General features: G+C 59.5%; 17 protein-coding genes and 3 pseudogenes. 9 read left to right on the top strand and 11 right to left on the bottom strand.

The annotated features are described in order from the left end of the window. Both DDA898_RS11440 and DDA898_RS22310 read left to right on the top strand, forming a co-directional pair. A partial coding sequence (locus tag DDA898_RS11440) for a hemagglutinin repeat-containing protein (RefSeq protein ID WP_236616656.1) occupies positions 1-3,822 on the top strand: 3,822 nt, incomplete at its 5' end. Positions 3,823-3,825: 3 nt separating this feature from the next. Then, entirely contained in the window at positions 3,826-4,074 is a 249-nt protein-coding gene (locus DDA898_RS22310; protein ID WP_107768298.1) for a YxzC family protein, read from the top strand. Positions 4,075-4,116: 42 nt separating this feature from the next. Here the strand turns inward: DDA898_RS22310 and DDA898_RS22305 are convergent. Then, positions 4,117-4,242: pseudogene (locus DDA898_RS22305) on the bottom strand (SymE family type I addiction module toxin); the annotation flags it as partial. 145 nt (positions 4,243-4,387) lie between these two features. Further along, positions 4,388-4,645: a SymE family type I addiction module toxin gene (locus DDA898_RS11435; protein ID WP_071604597.1), complete on the bottom strand. Its 258-nt coding sequence runs from the start codon at positions 4,643-4,645 to the stop codon at positions 4,388-4,390. Between DDA898_RS11435 and DDA898_RS11430 the strand changes: the two are divergent. The 5 genes and pseudogenes from DDA898_RS11430 to DDA898_RS11405 form a co-directional block, all read left to right on the top strand. Beyond that, a pseudogene (locus tag DDA898_RS11430) lies at positions 4,634-5,053 on the top strand (tyrosine-type recombinase/integrase); the annotation flags it as partial. The gene DDA898_RS11435 and the pseudogene DDA898_RS11430 overlap by 12 nt on opposite strands. A gap of 34 nt (positions 5,054-5,087) precedes the next feature. Further along, positions 5,088-5,351 carry a type II toxin-antitoxin system ParD family antitoxin gene (locus DDA898_RS11425; RefSeq protein WP_038912543.1) on the top strand — a complete coding sequence of 88 codons (264 nt, stop codon included), beginning with the start codon at positions 5,088-5,090 and terminating at the stop codon, positions 5,349-5,351. Continuing rightward, a complete protein-coding gene (locus DDA898_RS11420) occupies positions 5,348-5,659 on the top strand; it encodes a type II toxin-antitoxin system RelE/ParE family toxin (RefSeq protein WP_038911234.1) in 312 nt (103 codons plus the stop codon). Before DDA898_RS11425 ends, DDA898_RS11420 begins: the two co-directional genes overlap by 4 nt. Before the next feature lie 590 nt (positions 5,660-6,249). After that, on the top strand, positions 6,250-7,128 hold the full coding sequence (locus DDA898_RS21750; RefSeq protein WP_050570251.1) for a DUF6883 domain-containing protein: 879 nt from the start codon (positions 6,250-6,252) through the stop codon (positions 7,126-7,128). Positions 7,129-7,148: 20 nt separating this feature from the next. Then, positions 7,149-7,340 (top strand): DUF4926 domain-containing protein, encoded by a 192-nt coding sequence (locus DDA898_RS11405; protein WP_038911233.1) that lies wholly within the window; start codon positions 7,149-7,151, stop codon positions 7,338-7,340. Between the two features lie 62 nt (positions 7,341-7,402). Here DDA898_RS11405 and DDA898_RS22300 read toward each other — a convergent pair. The 5 genes and pseudogenes from DDA898_RS22300 to DDA898_RS11385 all read right to left on the bottom strand — a co-directional run. Next, positions 7,403-7,498, bottom strand: a pseudogene (locus tag DDA898_RS22300) (SymE family type I addiction module toxin); the annotation flags it as partial. A 14-nt stretch (positions 7,499-7,512) separates the two neighbouring features. After that, positions 7,513-7,716: a SymE family type I addiction module toxin gene (locus tag DDA898_RS23200; protein ID WP_038911232.1), complete on the bottom strand. Its 204-nt coding sequence runs from the start codon at positions 7,714-7,716 to the stop codon at positions 7,513-7,515. Between the two features lie 132 nt (positions 7,717-7,848). After that, complete coding sequence (locus tag DDA898_RS11395) at positions 7,849-8,970, bottom strand: ABC transporter substrate-binding protein (RefSeq protein WP_038901269.1); 1,122 nt, start codon at positions 8,968-8,970, stop codon at positions 7,849-7,851. Between the two features lie 642 nt (positions 8,971-9,612). Further along, positions 9,613-10,224 carry a hemagglutinin gene (locus DDA898_RS22290; RefSeq protein ID WP_071604534.1) on the bottom strand — a complete coding sequence of 204 codons (612 nt, stop codon included), beginning with the start codon at positions 10,222-10,224 and terminating at the stop codon, positions 9,613-9,615. Positions 10,225-10,627: 403 nt separating this feature from the next. Beyond that, positions 10,628-10,807, bottom strand: a complete 180-nt coding sequence (locus DDA898_RS11385; protein WP_038901267.1) for a hypothetical protein — start codon at positions 10,805-10,807, stop codon at positions 10,628-10,630. Between the two features lie 182 nt (positions 10,808-10,989). On the opposite strand from DDA898_RS11385, the gene DDA898_RS11380 reads away from it, so the two are divergent. Beyond that, complete coding sequence (locus DDA898_RS11380; protein WP_038911231.1) at positions 10,990-12,705, top strand: type III effector HrpK domain-containing protein; 1,716 nt, start codon at positions 10,990-10,992, stop codon at positions 12,703-12,705. A 38-nt stretch (positions 12,706-12,743) separates the two neighbouring features. Here the strand turns inward: DDA898_RS11380 and DDA898_RS11375 are convergent, their stop codons facing one another. The 4 genes from DDA898_RS11375 to DDA898_RS11360 all read right to left on the bottom strand — a co-directional run bounded on the left by DDA898_RS11375 (position 12,744) and on the right by DDA898_RS11360 (position 16,845). Then, on the bottom strand, positions 12,744-13,418 hold the full coding sequence (locus DDA898_RS11375; protein ID WP_038911229.1) for an SDR family oxidoreductase: 675 nt from the start codon (positions 13,416-13,418) through the stop codon (positions 12,744-12,746). 175 nt (positions 13,419-13,593) lie between these two features. Beyond that, positions 13,594-13,926 (bottom strand): hypothetical protein, encoded by a 333-nt coding sequence (locus tag DDA898_RS11370; protein WP_013318017.1) that lies wholly within the window; start codon positions 13,924-13,926, stop codon positions 13,594-13,596. Between the two features lie 13 nt (positions 13,927-13,939). Continuing rightward, positions 13,940-15,670 carry a pectate lyase gene (locus tag DDA898_RS11365; protein WP_038911228.1) on the bottom strand — a complete coding sequence of 577 codons (1,731 nt, stop codon included), beginning with the start codon at positions 15,668-15,670 and terminating at the stop codon, positions 13,940-13,942. 128 nt (positions 15,671-15,798) lie between these two features. Continuing rightward, positions 15,799-16,845 (bottom strand): hypothetical protein, encoded by a 1,047-nt coding sequence (locus tag DDA898_RS11360; RefSeq protein ID WP_038911227.1) that lies wholly within the window; start codon positions 16,843-16,845, stop codon positions 15,799-15,801. A 222-nt stretch (positions 16,846-17,067) separates the two neighbouring features. Here DDA898_RS11360 and DDA898_RS11355 point away from each other — a divergent pair, with 222 nt between their 5' ends. Further along, on the top strand, positions 17,068-21,945 hold the full coding sequence (locus DDA898_RS11355) for an AvrE-family type 3 secretion system effector (protein ID WP_038911226.1): 4,878 nt from the start codon (positions 17,068-17,070) through the stop codon (positions 21,943-21,945). Positions 21,946-21,973: the final 28 nt, after the last annotated feature.

Genomic DNA, 21,973 nt, shown 5'->3' with positions numbered 1-21,973 from the left:
GCGCGGGACGGGCGGGGCCGCGGGTCGCTGACGCGCACCGATATCGGGCAGGCGGGCTTAATCAGCGCACAGGGCGGGCTGACGCTGCAGGCGGGGCACGATATCGCGCTGAACGGGGCGCAGCTGAGCGCGGGCGGGCCGCTGCAGCTGGCGGCGGGTAATGACATCCGGCTGACGGCGCTGAGCACGATGACGGACACGGTACGTCAGGATGGCGGGGCCACCACCGAGCGGCGCCGTCAGGGGCTGGTGCAGAGCACGGTGGCCAGCGGGGGCGACCTGAGCCTGAGCGCCGGGCGCGACCTGAGCGGCACGGCGGCGCAGCTGAGCGCGGCGGGGACGCTGGGGCTGTCGGCGGGTCGTGACCTGAGCCTGCTGTCGGCCGGTGAGGAGCAGTTCAGCTCGAACGCGTGGAATCGTCATCAGGACTGGCAGCAGACGGTGACGCAGCAGGGGACGGTGCTGAACGCGGGCGAGGGGCTGAGCCTGCGGGCGGGTCAGGACCTGACGCTGCAGGGGGCGCAGGCGGAGACGCGTGGCGCGCTGACGGCGCAGGCGGGGCGCGACCTGAGCCTGCTGTCGGCGACGGAAAGCCGGCATGATTTTTTTGAAGAAACGACGGTGAAGAAGGGCTTCCTGTCGAAGACCACCACGCACACGCTGCGGGAGACGCAGCAGACGACGGAGAAAGGGACGCTGCTGTCGGCGGGCAGCGTGGCGCTGACGGCGGGGCACGACATCGGGGTGCAGGGCTCGGCGGTGGCGGCGGACGGGGAGGTGACGCTGACGGCGGGGCATGACATCACCACGGCGGCGAGCGTGGAGACCTACCGTAACTACGAGGAGCAGAGCCGCAAGAAGAGCGGGGTGTTCAGCGGGGGCGGGATAGGGTTTACCATCGGCAGCACGTCGCTGCGCCAGACGCTGGAGTCGGCCGGGACGACGCAAAGCCAGAGCGTCAGTACGCTGGGCAGCACCAGTGGGTCGGTGCGCCTGAATGCCGGGCAGGATGTGGCCCTGACGGGAACGGATATCATCGCGGCGCGGGACATCGACCTGAGCGGACGTAATGTGTCGGTGACGCCGGGGCATGATATCCGTCGTACCACGCAGACAATGGAGCAGAAACAGAGCGGTCTGACGATTGCGCTGAGCGGTAGCGTGGGCGGTGCGCTGAACAGCATGGTGGAAACCGTGCAGGCGGTGAGTCGCGAGAGCGACAGCCGGTTAAAAACCCTGGCCGGGGTGAAAGCCGCATTAAGCGCCGGGCAGGGTGCGCAGGCCGCAAGACTGGCGATGGCGCAACGAGAGGCGGCCGGCACGAAGGCGGCGGCAGGCGGCGGTGAGGATGGTGCACAGCCGCAGGCGGTCGGGGTGAGCATTTCGTACGGCAGCCAGTCGTCCTCCTCGCAGCAGACCCGGACGCAGGACACGGTGTCCGGCAGCAGTGTGACCGCCGGCGACAACCTGCGTATTCGTGCGACCGATGGCGATATCACTGTAGTGGGCAGCCAGTTGAAAGCCGGGCAGGACCTGACGCTGTCTGCCACGCAGGATATCCGGCTGCTGTCGGGGGCGAACACGCAGCACACCGAGGGCAGCAACCAGAGCCGGGGCGGCAGTATCGGGGTCAGTATCGGCGTCAGCGCCTCGGGGAGCTTCGGGCTGAGCGTGAGCGCCAGCGTCAATGCGGCGAAAGGCAACCTGCGTGGCGACGGGCTGGCACACAGCGAATCGCTGCTGGAAGCCGGCCGGGCCGCGATACTGAGCAGCGGCCGTGACACCACCCTGCAGGGGGCTCAGGTGGACGCCGGGGCGATAACCGCACGGGTGGGACGTGACCTGCTGGTACGCAGCGAGCAGGACAGCGACCGTTATGACAGCAAGCAGCAGAGTGTCAGCGCCGGGGTGACGATACCGATTTACGGCGGTGGTGGCGGGGCGAGCTTCAGCTTCAGTCGTGACAAGGTGCACAGCAACTTTGACAGTGTGCAGGAGCAGTCCGGTCTGTTTGCGGGCAACGGCGGCTACGACATCAGCGTCGGCAGCCACACGCAACTGGATGGCGGGGCGATAGCCTCCAACGCCAGCGCCGACAGGAACCGGCTGGAGACGGGGACACTGGGCTTCAGCAACATCGACAACCGGGCGGAGTACAGCGCGTCACATACCGGGGGCGGGTTCAGCACCAGTGCGCCGGTGGGACTGCAGGTGCTGAGCAACGTGGGCGGCCTGATGCTGGCAGGGGCGAATCAGAGTGGTTCATCGGCGGGAACCACCTACGCGGTGGTGAGCGACGGGGCGCTGATTATCCGCGACAAGGCGGGCCAGCAGCAGGACGTGAGCGGTCTGAGCCGGGATACGGCAGGGGCCAACAGCGGGGCACTGAACCCGATATTTGACAGGGAGAAGGTTGAAGGCAAACTGCGGCAGGCACAGGTGTTGTCGGAAATCGGTGCGCAGGTGCTGGATATCGCATCGACGGAAGGGGCGATAAACGCGACGAAGGCCGCGAATGCGAGGCTGGCGGCAGCCCCGGCGGAAGCGCGACAGGCGAAGGCGGACGAGCTGGCGACGGCCTCGCCGGGCAAGGCCGTCACGCAGGATGCGGTGACGCAGGCGCTGTATCAGGATTACTACAACGCGTCGCTGAACGAGTCGGTTTATCGTACGGGCGGTCCGGTGCGTCAGGGTATCCAGGCGGCGGTGGCGGCGCTGCAGGGCGTGCTGGCGGGGAATGTGGCGCAGGCGCTGACGGGGGCGGCGGCGCCGTACATTGCGGAGGAAATCCACCGTCAGACGACGGACGCGAAGGGCAACACGGATGTGGCGGCGAACACGCTGGCGCATGCGTTGCTGGGCGCGGTGGTGGCGCAGGCGGGCGGGAATAACGCGCAGGCGGGCGCGGCCGGTGAGGCGGGTGGCGAGCTGGCGGCCCGGGCGCTGATGGAGGCGTTGTACCCCGGGAAGAAAGCGGACGAACTGAATGAAGACCAGAGGCAACTGCTGAGCACGCTGTCGACGATAGCGGGCGGTCTGGCGGCGGGGGTGGTGGGTAATACCGGCACGGACGCGGTACAGGGCGCGCAGTCGGCTCAGGTGGCGGTGGAGAATAACTCGCTGGGGGATATTGCGCAGGCGCAGTCTGAAGGCAAGACGCTGGAGCAGAAGGCCGGTGAGTATGTTGAGGCGGAGAACGAACGCTACAAGAAGGAAAACTGTGCCGGATTAAGCGCGGAAGCCTGCTCGGTGAAGATGTACGACGAGCGGCGTGAAGCACTGAAAGAAACCCTTGCAGCCGGTGCAGATTTTGTGCCGGTGATAGGTGATATCAAGAGCGTTGCGGAAGCGCAGAGTGCGCTGGATTATCTTGCCGCCGCGGTAGGGTTGATACCGGGCGCAGGGGATGCGGCGGGCAAAGCCATCAAAGCGGCTGAGGCAGCGCTGAAGAAAGGGGAACTTGCTGAAGTCTCTAAGCTGATTAATCGGGCAAGCAGTGAAGTTTCTGCTGCCAGTTCCTTGCACGGTGCCCAACTTGCGGAATACTACAGACAGGCAGAAAAATACGGCCAAGATGGTATTAAATCACTAGAGGATGGACGTTTTAGATTTTATGGGAATACGACACCTGCTAAAACTCAAGGAGAAATGGTAGGTGCTCGATTAGTGAGAGAATGGGATCCGACTACTGGGCAAACTAGGACATGGTATGAAACGTTGGATCATTCAGGGAATGTAAGAAGTGTTGCTCCTAAGCCAGTAACTGACGAAAAAAATCATCATATTTTTGACGCTGATGGTAATTACCAGGGTAGGAGATAAATTATGAATACTCTTCCTAGTAGGCAAATGCTTAAGCAGATAATACAACAGCTAATTGCAGGTGTAGTGAATCGTTCACAGGTGTCTGAATGGGCTTTTTCAATCATAGATAATGATGACATTAGAGTGACAGATCAGGTCGTTTGGAAAACTCTAGAGTGTTTAGGTGCTGTGGATCTTCCTTCGACAGATCGTGATTATCTTTATGGGAAAGATGATTTTATCTGCTGGTTAAAAGAATTAGATGAATAGCAATGATCCCGGCCCCTGCGCCGGGATCGTCGTTTTTACCGGTTAGATCCTGAGTTCCGCCTCAATTACCAGCCGCCCGCGCTCCACGGTGACGATAACCGGCTGGCCAGTGTTAAAGCCGAGATCTTCCAGCCAGCGGCCCTTGAGGGTGAGTTGCGGCAGCGGGTTGCCTGAAAATACGTCAGTCTCCGGACAGGAAATGTTTTGTCATTACCGTAATGCCGACGGTATGACAAAACCATCCGGTCAGGGCCATGCCCCGACACCCCAGCGTTAAAACAAAAACCCCGGGTCTGGCCGGGGGTGGTGTTGGTTACTCGGCGAACGTCAGGCCGCCGGGGTAATGCCTGATCCAGTTGGCGGCGGCGTCCGGGTCAAAGGGTTCGATGCTGAGTCCTTCCAGACAGTGCCACAGCTCGCGGGTGTTCTGGGCGGTGATGACCATGCAGCCGGGCATGACCCGTATTTTTAACGGCATCCCGTCGGTAAAGCCGGCTTCGGTAAGCCAGGCACCTTGCAGCGACACCGCCTGAAAGCGGGTGCTGGGCTGGCTGGCGTTGTGAGGCCGCAACTGCTGGTCAATCCGCACTGCCCGGCACTGTTCGTGGCACTGGACGGCGTGGAAGGACTGACGCCGAACGGCATCACCAGTCTGGTGAGTCATTACATCAGGGCATCGGGAATAGCGAAATGGGGAAGCTGCCACCTGTTCCGGCACACGATGGCGACGCAGATGCTGGAGAACGGGGCGGACCTGCGGTGGATACAGGCGATGCTGGGCCATGCGAGCGTGGAGAGCACGCAAATCTACACGCAGGTCTCAATCCGGGCGTTGCAGGAGGTTCATGCGAGTACCCATCAGGCAGAGCAGTCGGACAGTGATGAAACCGGGCTGCTGGCTGACCTGATGGCAGATGATGACGCGCATCAGGACGAAGGGGTTGACGGCGCGGCAAAGGGAGAAAATACTAACAGATAGTAATAGATACTATCCTGTGGGGTTGGAGGTAATGATGGCAACCAGTATCGCGTTAAGTCCGTACTTCGAGCAGTTTATCCGTGAACAAATCGACAGCGGGCGTTACAACAATGTCAGCGAAGTGGTACGCGCCGGGCTGCGGGCGCTGGAAGATCGGGAGCAGCAGATGAAGCTGGATGCGCTGCGGGCGGCGGTAGAGCTGGGCGTGAACAGCGGTCCGGGCAAGGAGGCACAGGCGGTGTTTGGTCGTCTGTCGGAGAAATACCGCCGAATGGCGGAAGGTGAGCAGCCGGAATGAACGTGAGCATATCGCCGCTGGCCGAGCAGGATATCGAGGCGATAGGCGACTATATCGCGCAGGACAATCCGGTGCGGGCGGTGAGCTTCGTGGAAAGCCTGTACCAGCAGTGCATCCTGATAGGCGAGAACCCCTGGCTGTATCGTGAGCGCCCGGAACTGGGGAGCCACATCAGAAGTTGTACTTACGGGCGTTATCTTATCCTGTACGGCACAACGGAAACGGAGGTGCGGATAGAGCGTGTGCTGCATGGTGCGCGTGATATCGACAGTCTGTTCAGTGTGTTGCCGGACAGCCCGCAAAGCTAGCGCTCTCCGGGTGAGCCAGCCGGGAGCGGAGCGGTAGACAGCCCGGCAGGCTGACTGCCGTCAGGCGGCGTCGTGGGTGAGGCGCGGCGCGCAAGGCTGCGCCTTCCGCTGTCGGCTCCGGTGTTCCTTCTTCAGCACTTAGGTCAACCCCCAACCCCAAAGAAGCAGCCGGCGCTCCGCTGAAAGGCGTTACCTCGCCCCCGCCCCAACCCCGCTGCGACTTGCTGCGCCCGGCTCGTAGTCGTAGGCTCCTTGCTCGTTCCCGTGCGGCCCTCGCCGGGGGCCTCCCCGATGGCTACCTTGCGGGTTGCTGTCCGGCGTGGTCATGCAGGTGCGTTATCACCTTAACCGCCCACCATGGGTTGAGATGGAACCTCCAACACCGGATGGCAGCGACTGCCGCCGCTGCTATGATGCGTGGGTTGCAGGCGAAAGCCACAGCAGGGCGGTAGCGTATCGGGGGTCAAAACCGCGTATCGGGGCTTCGGAGTCCGGTTATCAAAATGCATCAGGGAAAACCGGCTGTAACCGGCTGACGGCACAGGGAAAAGTGGTGCTCGGCGGCTGACTTCGCAACGGATGACGTTGTTGTGGAGAATAACTATCTGAGCAGCACGGACAAGAGCCGCCAGACGTATCTCAACCACAAAGAGAACCTGACCGAGCAGGAAAAACAGGATCGCGATGCGCTAAATCGTAAGGATCTGGAAACCGATCTGGCTGTCATGCAGGCCTGTCATGGCGGAGAAGGTGACTGCCAGACAGAGAGGGCAAAAGCGAAAGAGGCGCTGGATACTTACATCAATCTGTCGTACCAGAACCCCAAAGAGGCACAGGCTGGTTATCAGCAAATTCAGACATTGCTGAACTCCACAGACCCGAATGCAAAAGATGTCTTTAACGTGCTGGAAGGCTATACCCAGGCGTTTATGCGCTTCGGGTATACAGAAGAGGAAGCCAAAGCACGGGCCGGGGTTTATGTCGGTTCAGTGTACACAGCCGGTGGCATTAGTGCTGTTGTTGCATCAGGGGCACTGGCGAAGCAGTTTGGGGAAGATATAGCTCAGGTAGAAAAACCGTCTGATGTTGGTAAAACTGAATCAATGGCTGCTAATGCTGGCAAGGGAAGTGCTAATACAGCCAAAAATACACCTGAAACACAAGCAAGCGTTGATAAAAAATTAGCTACCTATCTATTGGAAAAAGAGCACCCTGTTGGAGGCAGTAAAGCTGAATGGTTCGATAGTGCGCTTGGATTTAATAAGGAAAATTCGAGTGAGCTTGCAAAACAGATTGTCTTTGATCCTAAAACAGCGATTAAAACATCGGATACGCAATTCGGTACTAAATATGACCAAGTAATACCAATAACTGGTACTAATGGTAGAACTATTAACGTTAAATTTGGTTGGATAGAGAACAATGATGGTGTTGTCAGATTAGTTACCGCTATTCCGGCTAAAAAATAATCATATGTTGGTATTATTGTATGATCAGAGAATATGATGTTGTTGAGGCTAAAAAAGACTTGTCGGACACAGTGCTAAAAGGATGTAAAGGCGCTGTTGTCATGATTTATCAAGAGCCTACGTTAGGTTATGAAGTGGAATTCATTGATAATAAAGGTGATACATTGGATGTATTGACTGTTTATCCTGATGATATTGGGTTATTAGGGTAAAAACATATCTTGCCACTTATAAACGATCCCGGCCCCCGCGCCGGGATCGCTTTTTTTACCAGTTAGATCCTAAGCTCCGCCTCAATCACCAGCCGCCCACGCCCCACGGTGACAGTAACGGACTGGCCGGTGTTGAAACCGAGGTCTTCCAGCCAGCGGCCCTTGAGGGTGGTTACCCGGCGAACGTCAGGCCGCTGGGGTAATGCCTGATCAAATTGGCGGCGGCGTCCGGGTCAAAGGGTTCGATGCTGAGTCCTTCCAGACAGTGCCACAGCTCGCGGGTGTTCTGGGCGGTGATGACCATGCAGCCGGGCATGATTCGTATTTTTAACGGCATCCCGTCGGTAAACCCGACCTCGATGAACCACTCCCTCACTTAACGGCGATCATCATCGGTTGGTCGATGCAAAAACCCAGCAACCCGCACTCTTTACGGATGAACTGCCGCTACAGTCCGTCCCCCAGCCTAAAAAAAGGGACCCCATCGGGTCCCCTCAATACGTTCAACTTAGTTCGCCAGCGGCACCTCTGGGTGCAGGCCGAGCCAGCCTGGGGTCGGGTCGCCTTTGGCTTCGCCTACGTACAGGCTCATCTGTGCGCGGAAGCGCTCGACCGCGCCACGGTCGGACATGAAGTCAGCAAACGCCTGCGGGCGGGTGTTGCTGTATTCCCAGATGTGCTTGTAGCCAGCGGGTGGCGCCACATCGGTGCGTACCGACCACATGCGTGATACCTGGGTTTGCGTTTGCGGATCCAGCAGCCAGCTCAGGTACAGTTTGGCGCTTTCCGGGTGTTTGGCCTGTTTGAAGATGGCGGCGCGTTGCGCCCAGGAGACAAACGGGTCGGTCTTCGGCAGCACAAAGCGAGTCACTGAACCTGCCGCCGGAACCAGAGCGCCGGAGCTGGTGAAGGTGGCGCTGTATTTGCCGGTAGTGATCTGAGCGCCGGGTACGTTGGTGCCGCGCACGTAGACCGGGTCCTGCTCCTGCAGTTTTTCAACAAATTCCCAGCCGTATTTATCCACGATCTGCTTGTACCAGAACAGCACCGCGTCGTCGTCGTTAGGGTAGGCCAGAATCAGGTTGCCTTTCAGGTCGGGGCGCAGATAGTCGTTTGCTTCTCGCGGCCAGGATTTTTCATTCAGTAGCTGGGTGTTGACCAGGTTGCTGAAGGCGATGACATACGCGCCGATCCAGGCACCGTCCGCATCACGGAACTCCGGGTAGACCTTGTCCCAGCCCACCGGTTTGTAGTTCAGCAGCACGCCCTGCTTTTTCCAGCGTGGGAAATCCTGCACCGTTTGCAACTGCACCACATCCGGAATCAGGGTGTCGGTCGCCAGTTGGTTGTCGATACGCGCGTCGTGGTATTTGCTGTAATCGACGATGACGTTCAGTTTGATGCCGGGAAACCGGTTCTCAAACGCCTGTTTGAAGCCCGCTTGCTGCGACTGTACATCGCCGCCGGCATAAACGGTGACCGTACCGCCTTCCTTCAATGCGCTCTGATAGATTTCATCCAGCGAACGGGTGTCCGGCGCGACAGCCGCCTGACTTTGCCCGGCGCTGAGGCCGGCCATCATGGTCAGCATCAATGCGGTTTTCTTCAGGTACTTCCCAGTGTATTGCATAGTCGTTTCCTTTACTTGGGACAAAAATCCGGGCCGACGTACGTGGCGTAAGTAGACATTGAACGGCGACCACGGCGTGACCGGCGCATCACCAACGAATGACGCGCCGGGCTGGCCCGGCGATGCGGGATCGCCAGAGCCAGAATCAGGGGGGATTACGGCGGAGAGCCAATAACGAATGAAAAGAGGTGGCAGGCGAGACGGGTGAAAACGGTGAAGGGCATGGCGATATGAGTTGGCGCATGGCGGCGGAAGGCACGTTGTACTAGCTTGCCGGTTACCCATCTGGAACGCGCATGGACCTTCATCGTGATATCTCCCATCTGAGGCTTGTTTTTTCCCCTTTATCCGTAAGGGAATTGAAAATCGAGTGTATCGGATTCAATAAAAACGAACAGGAAGAAAAAATGAACGATATAGTTAAAAATGTTGAATGATTAATAAGGATAGCTTGTTCTGATTAAAGCGTGGTTGCTGGTGTTAAATGATATATCCGCGAGGGTGGAATAATAGAATGGTTATATTTTCTAATAATTTTCCATTGGGTAATGTAATGGTCTGATTATGACGAAAGTAGAGGCAGATCACAGACAATCGATTGTGATATGAAAACGCCCTGCCAGGCAGGGCGGAATAATGTTATCAGGCGGCGGTATTAACCAGGTTGCCCTGTGACGAGAACGACGCCAGCGAGGACGAGAAGCTTTGCAGGAAAGACGACAGCGACGCGCTGCTGCTGTCGCCGCCCAACGCGCTGACCATCGAGCTGAATGCGCTCTGCAATTCGCTCAATTGGCTGCTGGAAACCGAACTGCTGCTGGAGGACGAATCGGAAGAGAGCGCGCTGATCAACGAGGACAGATCGTTCTTCATCGGGTTGTCGGACAAGGACGACGAGTTGGACGACGCGCCGATGCTGTGCAGCGTATCCATCAGCGTGTGCAGGAAGGTCGCCACGGCTTCTTTCGCGCTGGACGACGAGGTGTCCGACGTGCTGTCCGTTGAGGATGTCGAGGACGTGGTGGAACTGGTTGCGCTGGTTTCCGCGGTGCTGCTGGTGCCCAGCGTGATACCGATGGAGGACAAGGCGCTGGTCAGCGCCGCAAATAATCCCCCTTCCTGATCGTCGTCCGGTTTACGGTAAGGGATCGCCGTAGCGGCAGAGGATGTGGAGGATGACGCGGAACTGACGCCGGATACCTGCCAGACGGAATTATATAATCCCGAATAGTTGGAGGAAATGGACATCACCATAGTATTTCTCCTTGTAATATTCGCCAGAAAATTAACTGCTGTCTTACGTGTTAACGTCGCGGAGATAAAAGACACGACGCCATATAGGTATATAGAATAATTGAAATTATTTTACTATCAGGAGGGATTCTGCGATGCAGCTGGCTAATAAAGCCCAAAAATCAATCAAATGAAAAGGCGGTGAATTATTTGTCATTTAAACGGATAAACAAAAAATGAACGTAATTTTCGTAAGGAACAAGAAAGAAGAATAGCATGCCGTTCACAGGTTGAAATATATAAAGCGAAAGGTAAGGAAAGCGTAAATTTATTATCAGGAAATAATAAATGGCGAAAGCGTTAATAACGGAACCTGCGGCGGGCGCTCCGTATCCCAGCCAAAAAGACGCGCCCGACAGGGCGGTCAGAGTTCGAAGCCGGGCGCCACTTCCTTCAGCGGTTTTCGGCAGGCCGCCGGTAGTTCAGATTTAGGCACCTGCGCGGAGCAATCCGGTTTAAACGGATTGAGCGACTCGCGATTAACGTAGATCAGCAGCAGAAGCAGAATGAGCAGCACGGTGCGCAGGCGTTTTCTCTTTTTCATGTTTATGTGTCGGATTGTGTCAACAAAGGGGCGTCAGGTTACTGAAGTGATTCGTTATTGTCTCGCTTTGCAAACTTTTGTCATCACCGTTATTGCGCCAGATCGTTCAGGGAACCGAACGGGTTTGTGATCCACTCAGAGAAGGGGACGTTATTGAACACATTCTGAGGGGAATCGACACCATGAGTCGTATTGATAACCGTATCGGCCTTTGGCCTGGCGCCGGACCGGCTGCGCAGCCGTTGACCACACCTGAGCATCGCCCGTCGCTTTTGCCTGCCCCCAAAGGGCAGGCGGTGGAGTTTGGCGGCCCTTCGCCGTCATTGGCGGCATTGCCTGCCGCGCCTGTTGCGGCGGCGGGTCGAACCCGCGCTGCGCCGCCGGCAACCACGCTGGCCGCGGAGCAGGCGACCGCCATGCTGGATCGGTCGAGTTACAGCGACGCCAAGGCGCTGGAGAAATGGATGCCGTTGCTGGGTTCGTTGCCGGCGCAGGAGCGGGAGGCGGCGGCTAAAGCGCTTAACCGGCCGATTGCCGCCGCCAACATGCTGAAAGCGGGTGGCGCGGAAGCGGACGTGGCGATGATCTACCTGCGGGCGAATCCGGCGCTGATGACGGCGCTGGATACGGGCAAAGACGGCGGTAAAGCCGATGGATACATTTCCCGGCGGGATATCGGCGCGTTCATAAAAAACATGACGCGCAGCGCCCAGAGCGCGCAACGTAGCCTTGATGATTATCGGCAGGCGCATCCGCAGGCGGACGCACGCTCGTTAAGGCTGGTGGAAACCTCGGCGCTGTTGCTGGCTAATGAGCCGTTGCTGCGCGCGGCCGACCCAAACCGCTCGGCGGCAAACGCCGACCCGCAGAGCGTCTCGTCACTTTCCCGCCAGACCGATTTGGCCGCGCTGGCCAGCGGCAATCCGCTGCTGTCGCCGGAGTTGCAAAATGCGGCCCGACTCTGGTCGCATCCAGGGCTGTTTGGCCTGCTGGAACATGCGGACGTGAAGGGGGAAAAGCTGGCGCGGGTGCCGCATGACGGCAAGCTGTCGGCGGGCGATATCAGAAGCTGGATAGCGGTTCAGGCGCCGGCGAATGATGAGCAGGCGACAGCGCTGTTTCACGATGCCGCCGCGCTGGGGCTGGCGGGCAAAACCGATATCAGCCGTCTGAATGATGACGTGTTTACCCATCCCGATCGTTACAGCGGCGCGCAGAAAGCGGCCACGTTGGTCAAATTACAACAGACGCTGGAGCAGGTGGCGGCAGGTCGACAGTATCGCAAGACCGACGAAACCGAACGGGTGTTGAATGAACGAATCGGTCAGCTACAGCAGGACGCCGATGTGGTGCGGCACTTTGAACAGGCGGTACCGGCCGACGTGTTACGGCTACAGATGTCGGACCCGCAGCTGGCGCTGTTAGCGCGTCAGGGGAATGGCGGCCGGTTGACGCCGCCCACGACCGGGCTTGACGGGGTGAACACCGTCGGCCAAACCGCGGCGGATCGCCGTGCGTCAGGCGGTGCGCAACTGGCCGGGCGGATGGAACGTCACCTGATGGATGCCGCCAAAGCGTCGTTGCATGTCACCGATCTGAGCAAGGCGGCCGGCAGCAAAACCGCGATTGGCCTGGCGGGGCGAGTGGGTGCCGCGGTAGCCGGCAAGGTGGTTGGCGCGGTGGCGGGTGAAGCCGCCGGCGCGGCGGCGGCTTCAGCGGTGGGCGCGGCGGCCGGGCCGGTGGGGTGGGCGGTCAGCGGCGCGCTCAGTATTGGGATGGGGATTGCCGAACTGGTCAATTTCTTCAAGGCGAAGAGCAAGCTCAAACACCGCCGGGCGGACTTTGCCAACACCGTCAACCCGACGCTGACGCAGTTCAACATCCCCAAACCGCGTTGAATCACGCCGTGTTATCCGTTGCGTTTAAACGGGCGGCATCACCACGCCAGCAGGTTGCCGGCATAATCGACAAAATGGTGACCGCCTTTGCCCTGATAACGCGCTATCTGTTGCAACAGACCGCTGACGCTAGTTTCCACCGTCAGCGGTGCGCTGCCGCCGCCGAGGTCGGTCTGCACCCAGCCGGGGTGTAAGGATAGCAGCGTGATCTGACGGCCGGACACCGCGTCGCTCAGGCCGCGCGTCAACATGTTCAGCGCCGCCTTGCTGGCGGCATAGAACGGCAGCTCCGCACCGGCATTTTCCGTCAGGCTGCCCAGCCGAGAGGTCATGAACGCCAGCGTGGCGTGCGGCGCCAGATGCGGCAGCAGCGCCGATGCCAGCGCGATCGGCGCCAGCGTGTTGGTCAGGAACAGCGGAATGAGCTGCTCGGGGTCGACAGCCGTCAGATCCTGTCGCTCCGGGCCATAGACGCCTGCATTAATCAGCACCAGATCAAAACTGTCCGACGCCAGCGTCTGGCAAAATGCGGTACGCTGCGCGGCGTCATTGATATCCAGCGCCAGCCAGCGCACCGGCAGGCTATCGGTGGCGGCGGAAGGCGAGCGCCGGGTGGCGGTGACGGCCCAACCCTGCTGATGCAAGGCGGTGGCGATGCCTAATCCCAGCCCGCGGGAAGCGCCGATAATCAATGCGCGTTGTCCTGAACCCATAACCTGTCACCTCCTGAGTGGTCTGATTACTGTCGGATGATGTCGCTCGAATAGCTGAAGAGAATAATTGTACGCGGCACCGGCGCGGCGTCACAAGCTGAAACAGGCCGCCGAACCCGAGGCATAAAAAAGCCAGCGTCTGGCGCTGGCTTGTGATGAGGGTAATGTCGGTAAGCTACAACGCATGCCGCTGCTGTTGCAGGGCGATCAGGTGGTCCGCTATCTGGCGAATTACCCAGAACGCCGTCTGTCCCACGTCGCTGTTCATTTCCGGATTCAGCGAAGTATCCACGCTTTTCAGAAAATCGGCTTCCAGTGAATCGACAAAGGCATCGAAATCGAACTGGCCGCTGCGCGGCAGTTCTTTCTGGCTCAACACCAGATTGAGACGCCGGGTCACCATCTGAATGGCCTGCTCGAATGCCTGACGCTGCGCTGGCGTGATATACCCACCCTGATCGACCAAATCGGTCCAGCGGGTAGGGAGGTCGGTATCATGCTCGGTCATGGTGTGCTTCCTGTCAGCTTACTTGCAGGTTGGTGGATTTGGGGACTTTGTAGTGATTGTTGACGTTATCCAGATTGGCGTTGTTAACCTTCACGTTCAGCCCTTCGCTGTCGCTTTTCACAAATGAGAACTTGCCGTTCTGTGCATCGATGTTGCTCAGGTTGAGGTTCCAGTTACCCTGCTGACCGCCATTGGTGCGAACGAAGGTACCGAAATCTTTCGCCTTGAAGTTATCGACGTTGAAGTTAGCGTCGGCATTCAACTGGAACACCTTATCAGAGGCGCCCTGTGCGCTGCTGTTGGTGATGGAGACGTTGGCCGGTTTGCCGGTGTTGCTCTTCACCGTCAGCGCGTCTTCACCGACGTTGGTCCAGTGTACGTTGTCGATTTTGGCGTCGCCGTGCAGGTGGATACCGTCAGCCGCGTTGTTGCCGAAAATCACGTTTTTGACGGAACCGCCGTCAGCTACTTCAAACAGCGGTTTCTGGCCTTCTTTCTGGCCGCCATCGCCTAATGCCGGGCCGGCAACGTAGGTTTTACCTTTACCGTCAAACACTTCGCCCGGACCAACCTTGATCGGCTCATTGACTACGATAGCGTTGGCATTATCCGCGGTGGGGAAAGACACCGGACCTGCTTTACCGGCGCTACCGGTGGATGCTGCGCTGTTGGTATCGCCTGCCGCGCTGGCGGCACTACCCCCACCGACGGTTGGCGTGGAGCCGCCGCCCACTGACGGCGCTGCGCCACCACCGGTGCCGCCGCCCACTGACGGCGCTGCGCCACCACCGGCGCCGCCGCCCACTGACGGCGCTGCACCGCCACCGGCACCGCCGCCCACTGACGGCGCTGCACCGCCGCCGGCGCCACCGCCCACTGACGGCGCTGCACCACCACCGGCACCACCGCCCACTGACGGCGCTGCACCGCCACCGGCGCCACCGCCCACTGACGGCGCTGCACCGCCACCGGCACCACCACCAACCGATGGAGCTGCGCCACCGCCGTTATTGCCGGCCGCGCCGTCCTGCGGCTGACCAAATTGGTTTTTCTGGTTTTCCATCAGCATGGCGATCAGCGCCATCAGGATTTTCAGCAACGGATTGTCGCTGATTTGGCCGCCGCCATCCTGGGTAGGGGAGATGCCGTTGCTGAGCGCGCTTTCGCCGCTATCCTGCAGCAGCGATTTGCCAAGACCTTCCAGGTCGGATGTGCCGCCTGTGCCCTGTGCTCCACCGGCTCCCTGTGCCCCACCGGCTCCCTGGGCGCCGCCCGCGCCCGGCGCGCCGGAAAGTCCGCCGTTGCCGCTCGTACCGCCGCCCTGTCCGTTGCCTTGCAGTCCCTGACCGCCCTGCGCGCCGTTTTTCGGCATGAGGATATCCATCAATTTAGTCAGAATATCGCCCAGGCCATTCTGACCCTGTTGTCCGCCGCCCAGCCCCTGATTGTTACCCAGACCGCCGTTTTGCGCACCGCCGGCGCCGCTGTTGCCGCCGATCGCGTCGTTGCTGCGCTCCAGCGGATTATTGCCGCTGCCTTGCGTACCGCCGTTGTTGCTCAGCAGGGCAGTCAGAACGATCGCCAGCGCTTCCAGTAATTTGGTGTCCTGCGAAGAGGATTTATTACCGGAAAGCCCGTTATTGCCCAGCCCGCTGTTGCTGGTACGGTCCGCGCCGCCCAAACCGCCCAGTCCGCCTTGCAGGCCTGCGTTGGGGATACTGAGTGTGATACTGATGTCAGCCATAATTTGCCTCTTTACCCAAAGATGAGATGCCGTTCCCAAAACAGGCAGACCCCTGCCTGCCATAAGATAAGTGAAAGAAGCGCCTGATAAGTTCCACGAGATGGATAACGATCAGGCGCATGGGATGGTTAAACCGTGGCTTTCCCGGTATCGGCGCCAACGGCATCCGGCGCAGGCGTCAGGCCGGGCTGATTGCCACCCGCGCCAGGTTGCCCTTTGCCGTCAGCCAGTTCGCCGGCGTTATTACTGGCTCCTGCCGCGGCGATACCGCCGGTTTCAGGGGCGGCACCGCTGAGGATGGGGGCTGCACCGCCGCCAACGGCAGGCGCCGCGCTGGTCGCGTTGCCAACGCCGGGTGCGGAACCGCCGCCGGCACCGCCACCGGAAACCGGAGCGGCGGCGCCGGAGCCGTTGCCGCCGCCCGACCCGCCTTGCGGCTGGCCGAACTGGTTTTTCTGGCTTTCCATCAGCAGCGCCACCAGCGCCAGCAGGATTTTCAACAACGGGTTGTCACTGATCTGACCGCCGCCGTCCTGCGTCGGGGAAATGCCGTTGCCGAGGCTGCTTTCGCCGGTATCCTGCAACAGCGATTTACTGAGGTCCTCCAGTCCGCCGGTGCCGCTCGCACCGCCAGCGCCGGATGCGCCCTCGGCACCCTGCGCACCGGAAGCCCCACCGCTGCCGCCGGCACCGCCCAGACCGCCGCCCAGACCATTGCCCTGGCCGCTTTGCGCCCCGTCTTTCGGCATCAGCATATCCAGCAGTTTGGTCAGAATGTCGGTCAACCCGTTCTGGCCCTGACCGCCGCTCGACCCGAGCCCACCGCCCAGTCCGCCCGAGCCGCTTCCCAGACCATTGTCCAGCCCGCCGCCTAACCCATTGCCCTGACCGCCCCCGAGCGCGTTGCCTGCGCCGCCGCCACCGAGCGCATCGCTGCTGCGGCCGAGCGGACTGTCGCCGCCCTGACCGCCGTTGTTATTCAACAGATTGGGCAGCAGGGCGGTCAGGACCACCGCCAGCGCCTCCAGCAGTTGATTTTCCTGCGCAGTCGATTTTTTGCCGGAAAGCCCGTTATTGCCCAAACCGCTATTCAGATTGTCTGCGCCGCCAACGCCCCCCAGTCCGCCGTTCATGCCGGCACTGGGAATACTGAGCGTGATGTTGATATCAGCCATAGTTCGCCTCTTTTCATCAGGATGTGGACGCCCGTTATGGAAAACGGGCGTGTGTCAGCACGGCAAATGCCCGCTGTTTGCTGAGTAAGAAAAGCGCGGCGGCGGTTCCGCGCCGTTATCGGCGCAGCCGCAAAGAAATTCCGCGGCGGACGGGAACCGGCGGCGGTGGCATACCACTCAGCAGTCATAACCCCCATTTATCCAGCACACGGGAGAAGGCCAATGTTGGGCAATATCAATCATATTCAGCGTCAGCAATCGGTGATGGACACACAGCCCGCCGCCGCGAAAGCAACTCATGCTCTGACGCAAGGCAGTGCGTCGGTGTCCGGGCAGTCCTCCTCGACGTCGTTGCAGCGGGAAGGAATGCAGGCCAGGATGACGTCGGTCAGTCAGCAACCGTCGTTGCCAAAAAACGAAGGCGCGCAGATTGGCCGCTCTCCCAATCTGAAGGACATGCAGTCGGCTATCGACCGTGCTCTGTCGCCCGCACCGGCGAAAGATCAGGTGTCGCTGGATAAAAAGGGCCAGCTTACGCTGGGCGATGGGGTGCCCGATCACCTGAAAACGCTGTTGTCACAGACGATAGGCAAAAACAGCCTGCCGTTTGTGGCGCATCAGGCCTCGGAAGACGGCAGCCAGCATGTACTCATGGACAAAAGCGGCCGCCTGTTCAGCCTGCAACAGTCCGGCGACAGTCTGGTGGCGTTGCACACCAGTACGCCGACGCAGGCCGCCAAAGCCGGCGAGGCGCTGTCGGGCAAGAATCAGGCCAGCTACACGCTGGGGATGGACGACACCCACGTACGCGCGTCGATCGTCAATCGTAACGGCGTCAACACCATCAACCTGCCGCAGCCCGGTCAGGCCGCGCAGGCGCAGTTGACCGGAGTGCATACCGACCCGGCGCACGGCAATGAAAAACTGCAAATACATGACAAGGCGCTTTATAGCCTGAACGCCGACCAGGTATGGGAGAAGAAAAGCGACACCCCGCACAGTCAGCTTGCCGGACAGGCGGATGGCAAGCTGTATGCCGTCAAGGATGATAAGACGCTGACCAACCTGTCGGCGGGGCACGATTCGGCGCCGTTTGCCGACAAAATCAAGTCGTTTTCGGCCAATGCGCAGGGCAATGTGGCGGTACTGACCGAAAAAGAGGACAACACTGCGCAGATTCATCTGTTGCCGAAAGCGGATGCACCTGCGGCGGATCGCCAAACCCTCGACCTGAAACTGGACGGTCAGGTGGCGCTGACGCGCGGCAGTGAGCAGGTGAACGCCAAAGCGGTCGGGCTGGAGGGCAATCGGCTGTTTGTCGCCGATGACGAAGGCAAGGTTTTCGCCGGCAAACTGCCGCAGGACGGCGGTAACGCCGTCAAACTTGAACCGTACCACAGTCCGGCGCTGGAGGCGGCGTTTGGCGAGAATCACAAGGTGCAGGGGTTTGTGGCGGGCGAGCACGGCACCATGCACGCGCTGGTCAACGACGCCGCCGGCCAGAAGCATCTGGCGCCGCTGGCCGACGGCAGCAAACCGGGGGAAACCGAAGGGTTCAAACCCGGCTGGAACCTGAGCGACGCGCTGGTGGTGGATAACAAGGCCGGGTTAAATGCGGTGCGGCCACAGCCCCACGATGTCATGGACATGGGGCGGCTCGGCACTATGGCGCTGCATGAAGGCAAAGTACACTACCTCGACAGCACCACCCAGAGCTGGACTAAAACCGACGTCGGCGCCAGCCAGTTGAAACGCGGGCTGGATAATCAGGCGTATGTGCTGGATGAAGGGCAGTTGAAGAAGCTGTCCATCAACCAAAAGGCGGACAGCGTCACCCACGGTGACAATAACGTGTTTGCCGTGACGCAGGGGCGCAACTCGCCGTCGGCGGGCGACCCGCTGACGGGGCTGGAGAAAAACAGCGGCACCACCGCGCTGGCAGTGGTGGATGGCAATAAGTTCGTCACCGCCAATGATCAGGGCGAGTTGCAATTGCACCTCAATAAGCCCGGCCTGCAGCGCGCGGCGGTGCCGCCCCAGCCGTTACCGACCGCCGGTTTGAGCGGCGAGGTGAAAGATCTGGCGCTGGATAAGGATCAAAACCTGTTTGCCCTGAATAAGGACGGCCAGTTATTCAAACTGGATAAACAGGCGTTACAGGGTAACGCCGAAGCGCGCGCCAATGCCCAATGGCAGCCGGTGACGCTGCCTGACAATGTCAAACCCGAACACCTGTCCACCACCAAAAACCATGAACCGGCGATCTCCGAAGACGGTCATCAGCAGCATCAACTGACCCAAAGCGGCTGGAAAACCGCGGTGCCGGATACGCAGCCCAACCACCCGCAGCCTCGTGCGGCTGAAACCACCTATGACCGACTGGCCGGCGCCACCAAGGCGGTGCACATTCCGTTGACGAATCTCACCGGTAAAGTGGAGGCGCAGGTTCTGGGGCGCTCCGGTATGGAAAGCCACAAGCTCAACAGTAACTTCGGCGACTTCCTCGGCGCTTATGTCAAAGAAACCGCCAAAGAGATGGTGAGAAAGCCGGTTGACGCCGCCCAGCACCAGATCAAAGGGCGCGAAGGGCTGTCATCGGTCTATGACGCGCAGGCGACGATGTTCAAAAAGCTGGAACAGGCGGTGTCATCCCATACCTGGAGCCCCAAACGCGACGACCTGCAAAGCCGGATGGAGAAACTTGACCTGGGCGAGGCGGGCAAGCCGCTGATGGCGGAGCTGAAATCGTTCCAGAACGACCTGGAAATGAGCGCCGCCAAGTCCGCGACCCTGCTGGGTAAACATCAGGGCGTGTTGAAGAACAGCGGCGAGGTGAACGAAAACTTCAAGCCGTCAGCCTTCAAAGCGGTAGCGCAATCCATCAATGATAAGCGCTCCGGCAAGGATCTGAGCGTGGCGTTATCGACGGTGATGAACGCGGCGCCGTTGTCCAAAGACAGCAAGGCGGGGGAATTGCTGAACACCTTCGTGGATAAGAAGCTGGATATGAGTTACCAGAGCGACAAGGTGGCGGCCGGGCCGCGCCGTGATTTGGGCGATGCGATGGCGCTGACCAAATCCCGTCTGGCGCTGGATGTGATGACCGCAAGCAGCCTGCACGGCATTGTCGATAAGCTGGAAGCCTTGTCCGGCAAGCAACCGACCGCGGCTGACCTGAAACCGATTCAGGCGGCGCTCGGCGAGCTGCGTGACCAGCAGTACGGCGGCAACGAGGTGAAAAAGGTCACCGATATGGGCTTTACCCGTTTCGGCGCGCTGGAAGCCGATTACGATGCGGTGAAAACCTTTACCCAGGCGTTCGGCAATGACAAGAGCGCGGTGAACCTGACCTCACAGAAATCATTGGATGCTGAGAATAAAACCGATCTGGCGAAGAAACTGAAAGACACCGTCTTATCGCTGGATAACGGTGAAAGTCTGGCCGTCAACCGTAGCTACAATGCGGGCGCCAGCACCGCGTATGTGCCTAAACAAGCCAGGGTTTTGGTTCACGCCACCACGTTCCCGATTATTCCCAGCGGCGGTGTGACGGGGGACCGTAGCTACAGTTTGAGTTTCAGCCGCGGCGATAACGGCATTGACGTTAACTTCGGGCGTAACGGCGGGCTGAACGCCAAGGTGGGCGTGGCGACGGGGCAATCCCCCAATGACGCCAAGAAAGGTTTTGACTTTGATGATAAAAAACACGCGCTGGCGCTGGATGTACGCTTTGGCGGCAGCGTCACCGCCGGGTTGGGAACCGTACAGCAAAACGGCCTGAAGTTTACGCTGAGCGAAAAAGAGCTGCCCGGTTTTGTCGACAAGCTGATCGATGGCAATGTAAATCCGTTGGATCTGGTCACCAGGGGCAATGACCACCGGGTTAAAGAGGGCTTCTCGATTAAATTCGATCTGGATGCCGCGCTGACGGCCGATGCGCGCGCCGAGGTCAACCTGGCGGATAAACCCAGCGCGGCGCAAAAAGGCAAAGTGCCGACGTCGGCAGGACGGCTTTCAGTCGGTTTAGGGGCCGGAGCGAACCTGATGTCGGCCAGCCATGAGCACAGCACGGTACGCGGTGAGTTCACCGAGCAGAATGCCACCACCAATAACCGGGTGCGCTTCATGAACCAGGTCAACGTGGGTGCGAATGCCACGGCGTTCGCCGGTATCACCAACCCTACGCCGAGCGGTTCGTGGACCGCGCCGATAACCAGCAACGCTTCCGTCACCATGACGGTGGATACCAAAACCAACCACAGCATCAGTATGCAGCTTAAAGCCGCGCAACCTGTTGAAAACCGGGATATGGATAGTTTGCTTTCGTCGCTGGAGAAAAAATTTACCGATCCGGAAACTCAGCAGGTGTTGAAGGGGGTGAAAGACTTGACGGACACCGGAGAAAAGCTGGCGATACTGAACAAGCATTTTGAGGCCAAAACCCCGGCCGATGATGGGCAATACGGTGCAATAAAGGACCTGCACACCAAAACCCGGCAGCATGAAACCGCGGAAAAACAGGGGGTAACGCTGGACAGCGCCAGCTACAGCACCACTTACGCCAACCTGTCGAAACTGGATAGCAACGGGATATTCCATGCGCTGCGTAAGCTGGTCAGCGATAACCTGCCGCCCACCAACGCCGAGCGCATTCACGGCTTCATGGAGGAAAACCCGGCGCTGAAAGCGGTGGTGCAGAAGATGCAGTCGCTGACCAACGCCACCGCCGGCGTCAGCCTGGAACTGAAAGACGAGGTGAAGGCGAAAGTCGAACAGGGCATCCAGAACAATACGATGGGTAAAGATGACATCGCGGCGATTTTCCGTGACAGCAACAACCTGCGTATCAAGTCGCTCGACTTTACCCAGACGGTGAAAAACAAGGAAGGGCTGGCGTTCCCGCTGCCGATTGTCAGCGCCGGCAGTAGTGCCGACGTCAGCATGACCAAGCTGCTGGGCAAGATCAATTTCAGCTACGGTCAGAACCAGAACAGCCCAAGCAGCTTCAGTCTGGAAGGGGCGATCGCCAAAGCCAATCCGGAAGTCTCTCAGGCGGTCAATCATATGAATCAGCAGGGCATCACGCTGGCGAAACAGTAATTCGGCAACGGAACGAACAACAACAGGA

Origin of the sequence: Dickeya dadantii NCPPB 898, from assembly GCF_000406145.1 — a bacterium.
Classification (GTDB): Bacteria; Pseudomonadota; Gammaproteobacteria; order Enterobacterales; family Enterobacteriaceae; genus Dickeya; species Dickeya dadantii.
Note: the sequence above shows the minus strand (reverse complement) of the source record. Positions and strands in the feature narration are given on the sequence as shown.

Excerpts from the sequence above, each read along its gene's own strand:
- DDA898_RS22310 (WP_107768298.1), top strand. The coding sequence starts at position 3,826 with ATGAATACTCTTCCTAGTAGGCAAATGCTTAAGCAGATAATACAACAG.
- DDA898_RS11425 (WP_038912543.1), top strand. The coding sequence starts at position 5,088 with ATGGCAACCAGTATCGCGTTAAGTCCGTACTTCGAGCAGTTTATCCGT.
- DDA898_RS11420 (WP_038911234.1), top strand. The coding sequence starts at position 5,348 with ATGAACGTGAGCATATCGCCGCTGGCCGAGCAGGATATCGAGGCGATA.
- DDA898_RS11405 (WP_038911233.1), top strand. The coding sequence starts at position 7,149 with ATGATCAGAGAATATGATGTTGTTGAGGCTAAAAAAGACTTGTCGGAC.
- DDA898_RS11395 (WP_038901269.1), bottom strand. The coding sequence starts at position 8,970 with ATGCAATACACTGGGAAGTACCTGAAGAAAACCGCATTGATGCTGACC.
- DDA898_RS22290 (WP_071604534.1), bottom strand. The coding sequence starts at position 10,224 with ATGGTGATGTCCATTTCCTCCAACTATTCGGGATTATATAATTCCGTC.
- DDA898_RS11385 (WP_038901267.1), bottom strand. The coding sequence starts at position 10,807 with ATGAAAAAGAGAAAACGCCTGCGCACCGTGCTGCTCATTCTGCTTCTG.
- DDA898_RS11380 (WP_038911231.1), top strand. The coding sequence starts at position 10,990 with ATGAGTCGTATTGATAACCGTATCGGCCTTTGGCCTGGCGCCGGACCG.
- DDA898_RS11375 (WP_038911229.1), bottom strand. The coding sequence starts at position 13,418 with ATGGGTTCAGGACAACGCGCATTGATTATCGGCGCTTCCCGCGGGCTG.
- DDA898_RS11370 (WP_013318017.1), bottom strand. The coding sequence starts at position 13,926 with ATGACCGAGCATGATACCGACCTCCCTACCCGCTGGACCGATTTGGTC.
- DDA898_RS11365 (WP_038911228.1), bottom strand. The coding sequence starts at position 15,670 with ATGGCTGACATCAGTATCACACTCAGTATCCCCAACGCAGGCCTGCAA.
- DDA898_RS11360 (WP_038911227.1), bottom strand. The coding sequence starts at position 16,845 with ATGGCTGATATCAACATCACGCTCAGTATTCCCAGTGCCGGCATGAAC.
- DDA898_RS11355 (WP_038911226.1), top strand. The coding sequence starts at position 17,068 with ATGTTGGGCAATATCAATCATATTCAGCGTCAGCAATCGGTGATGGAC.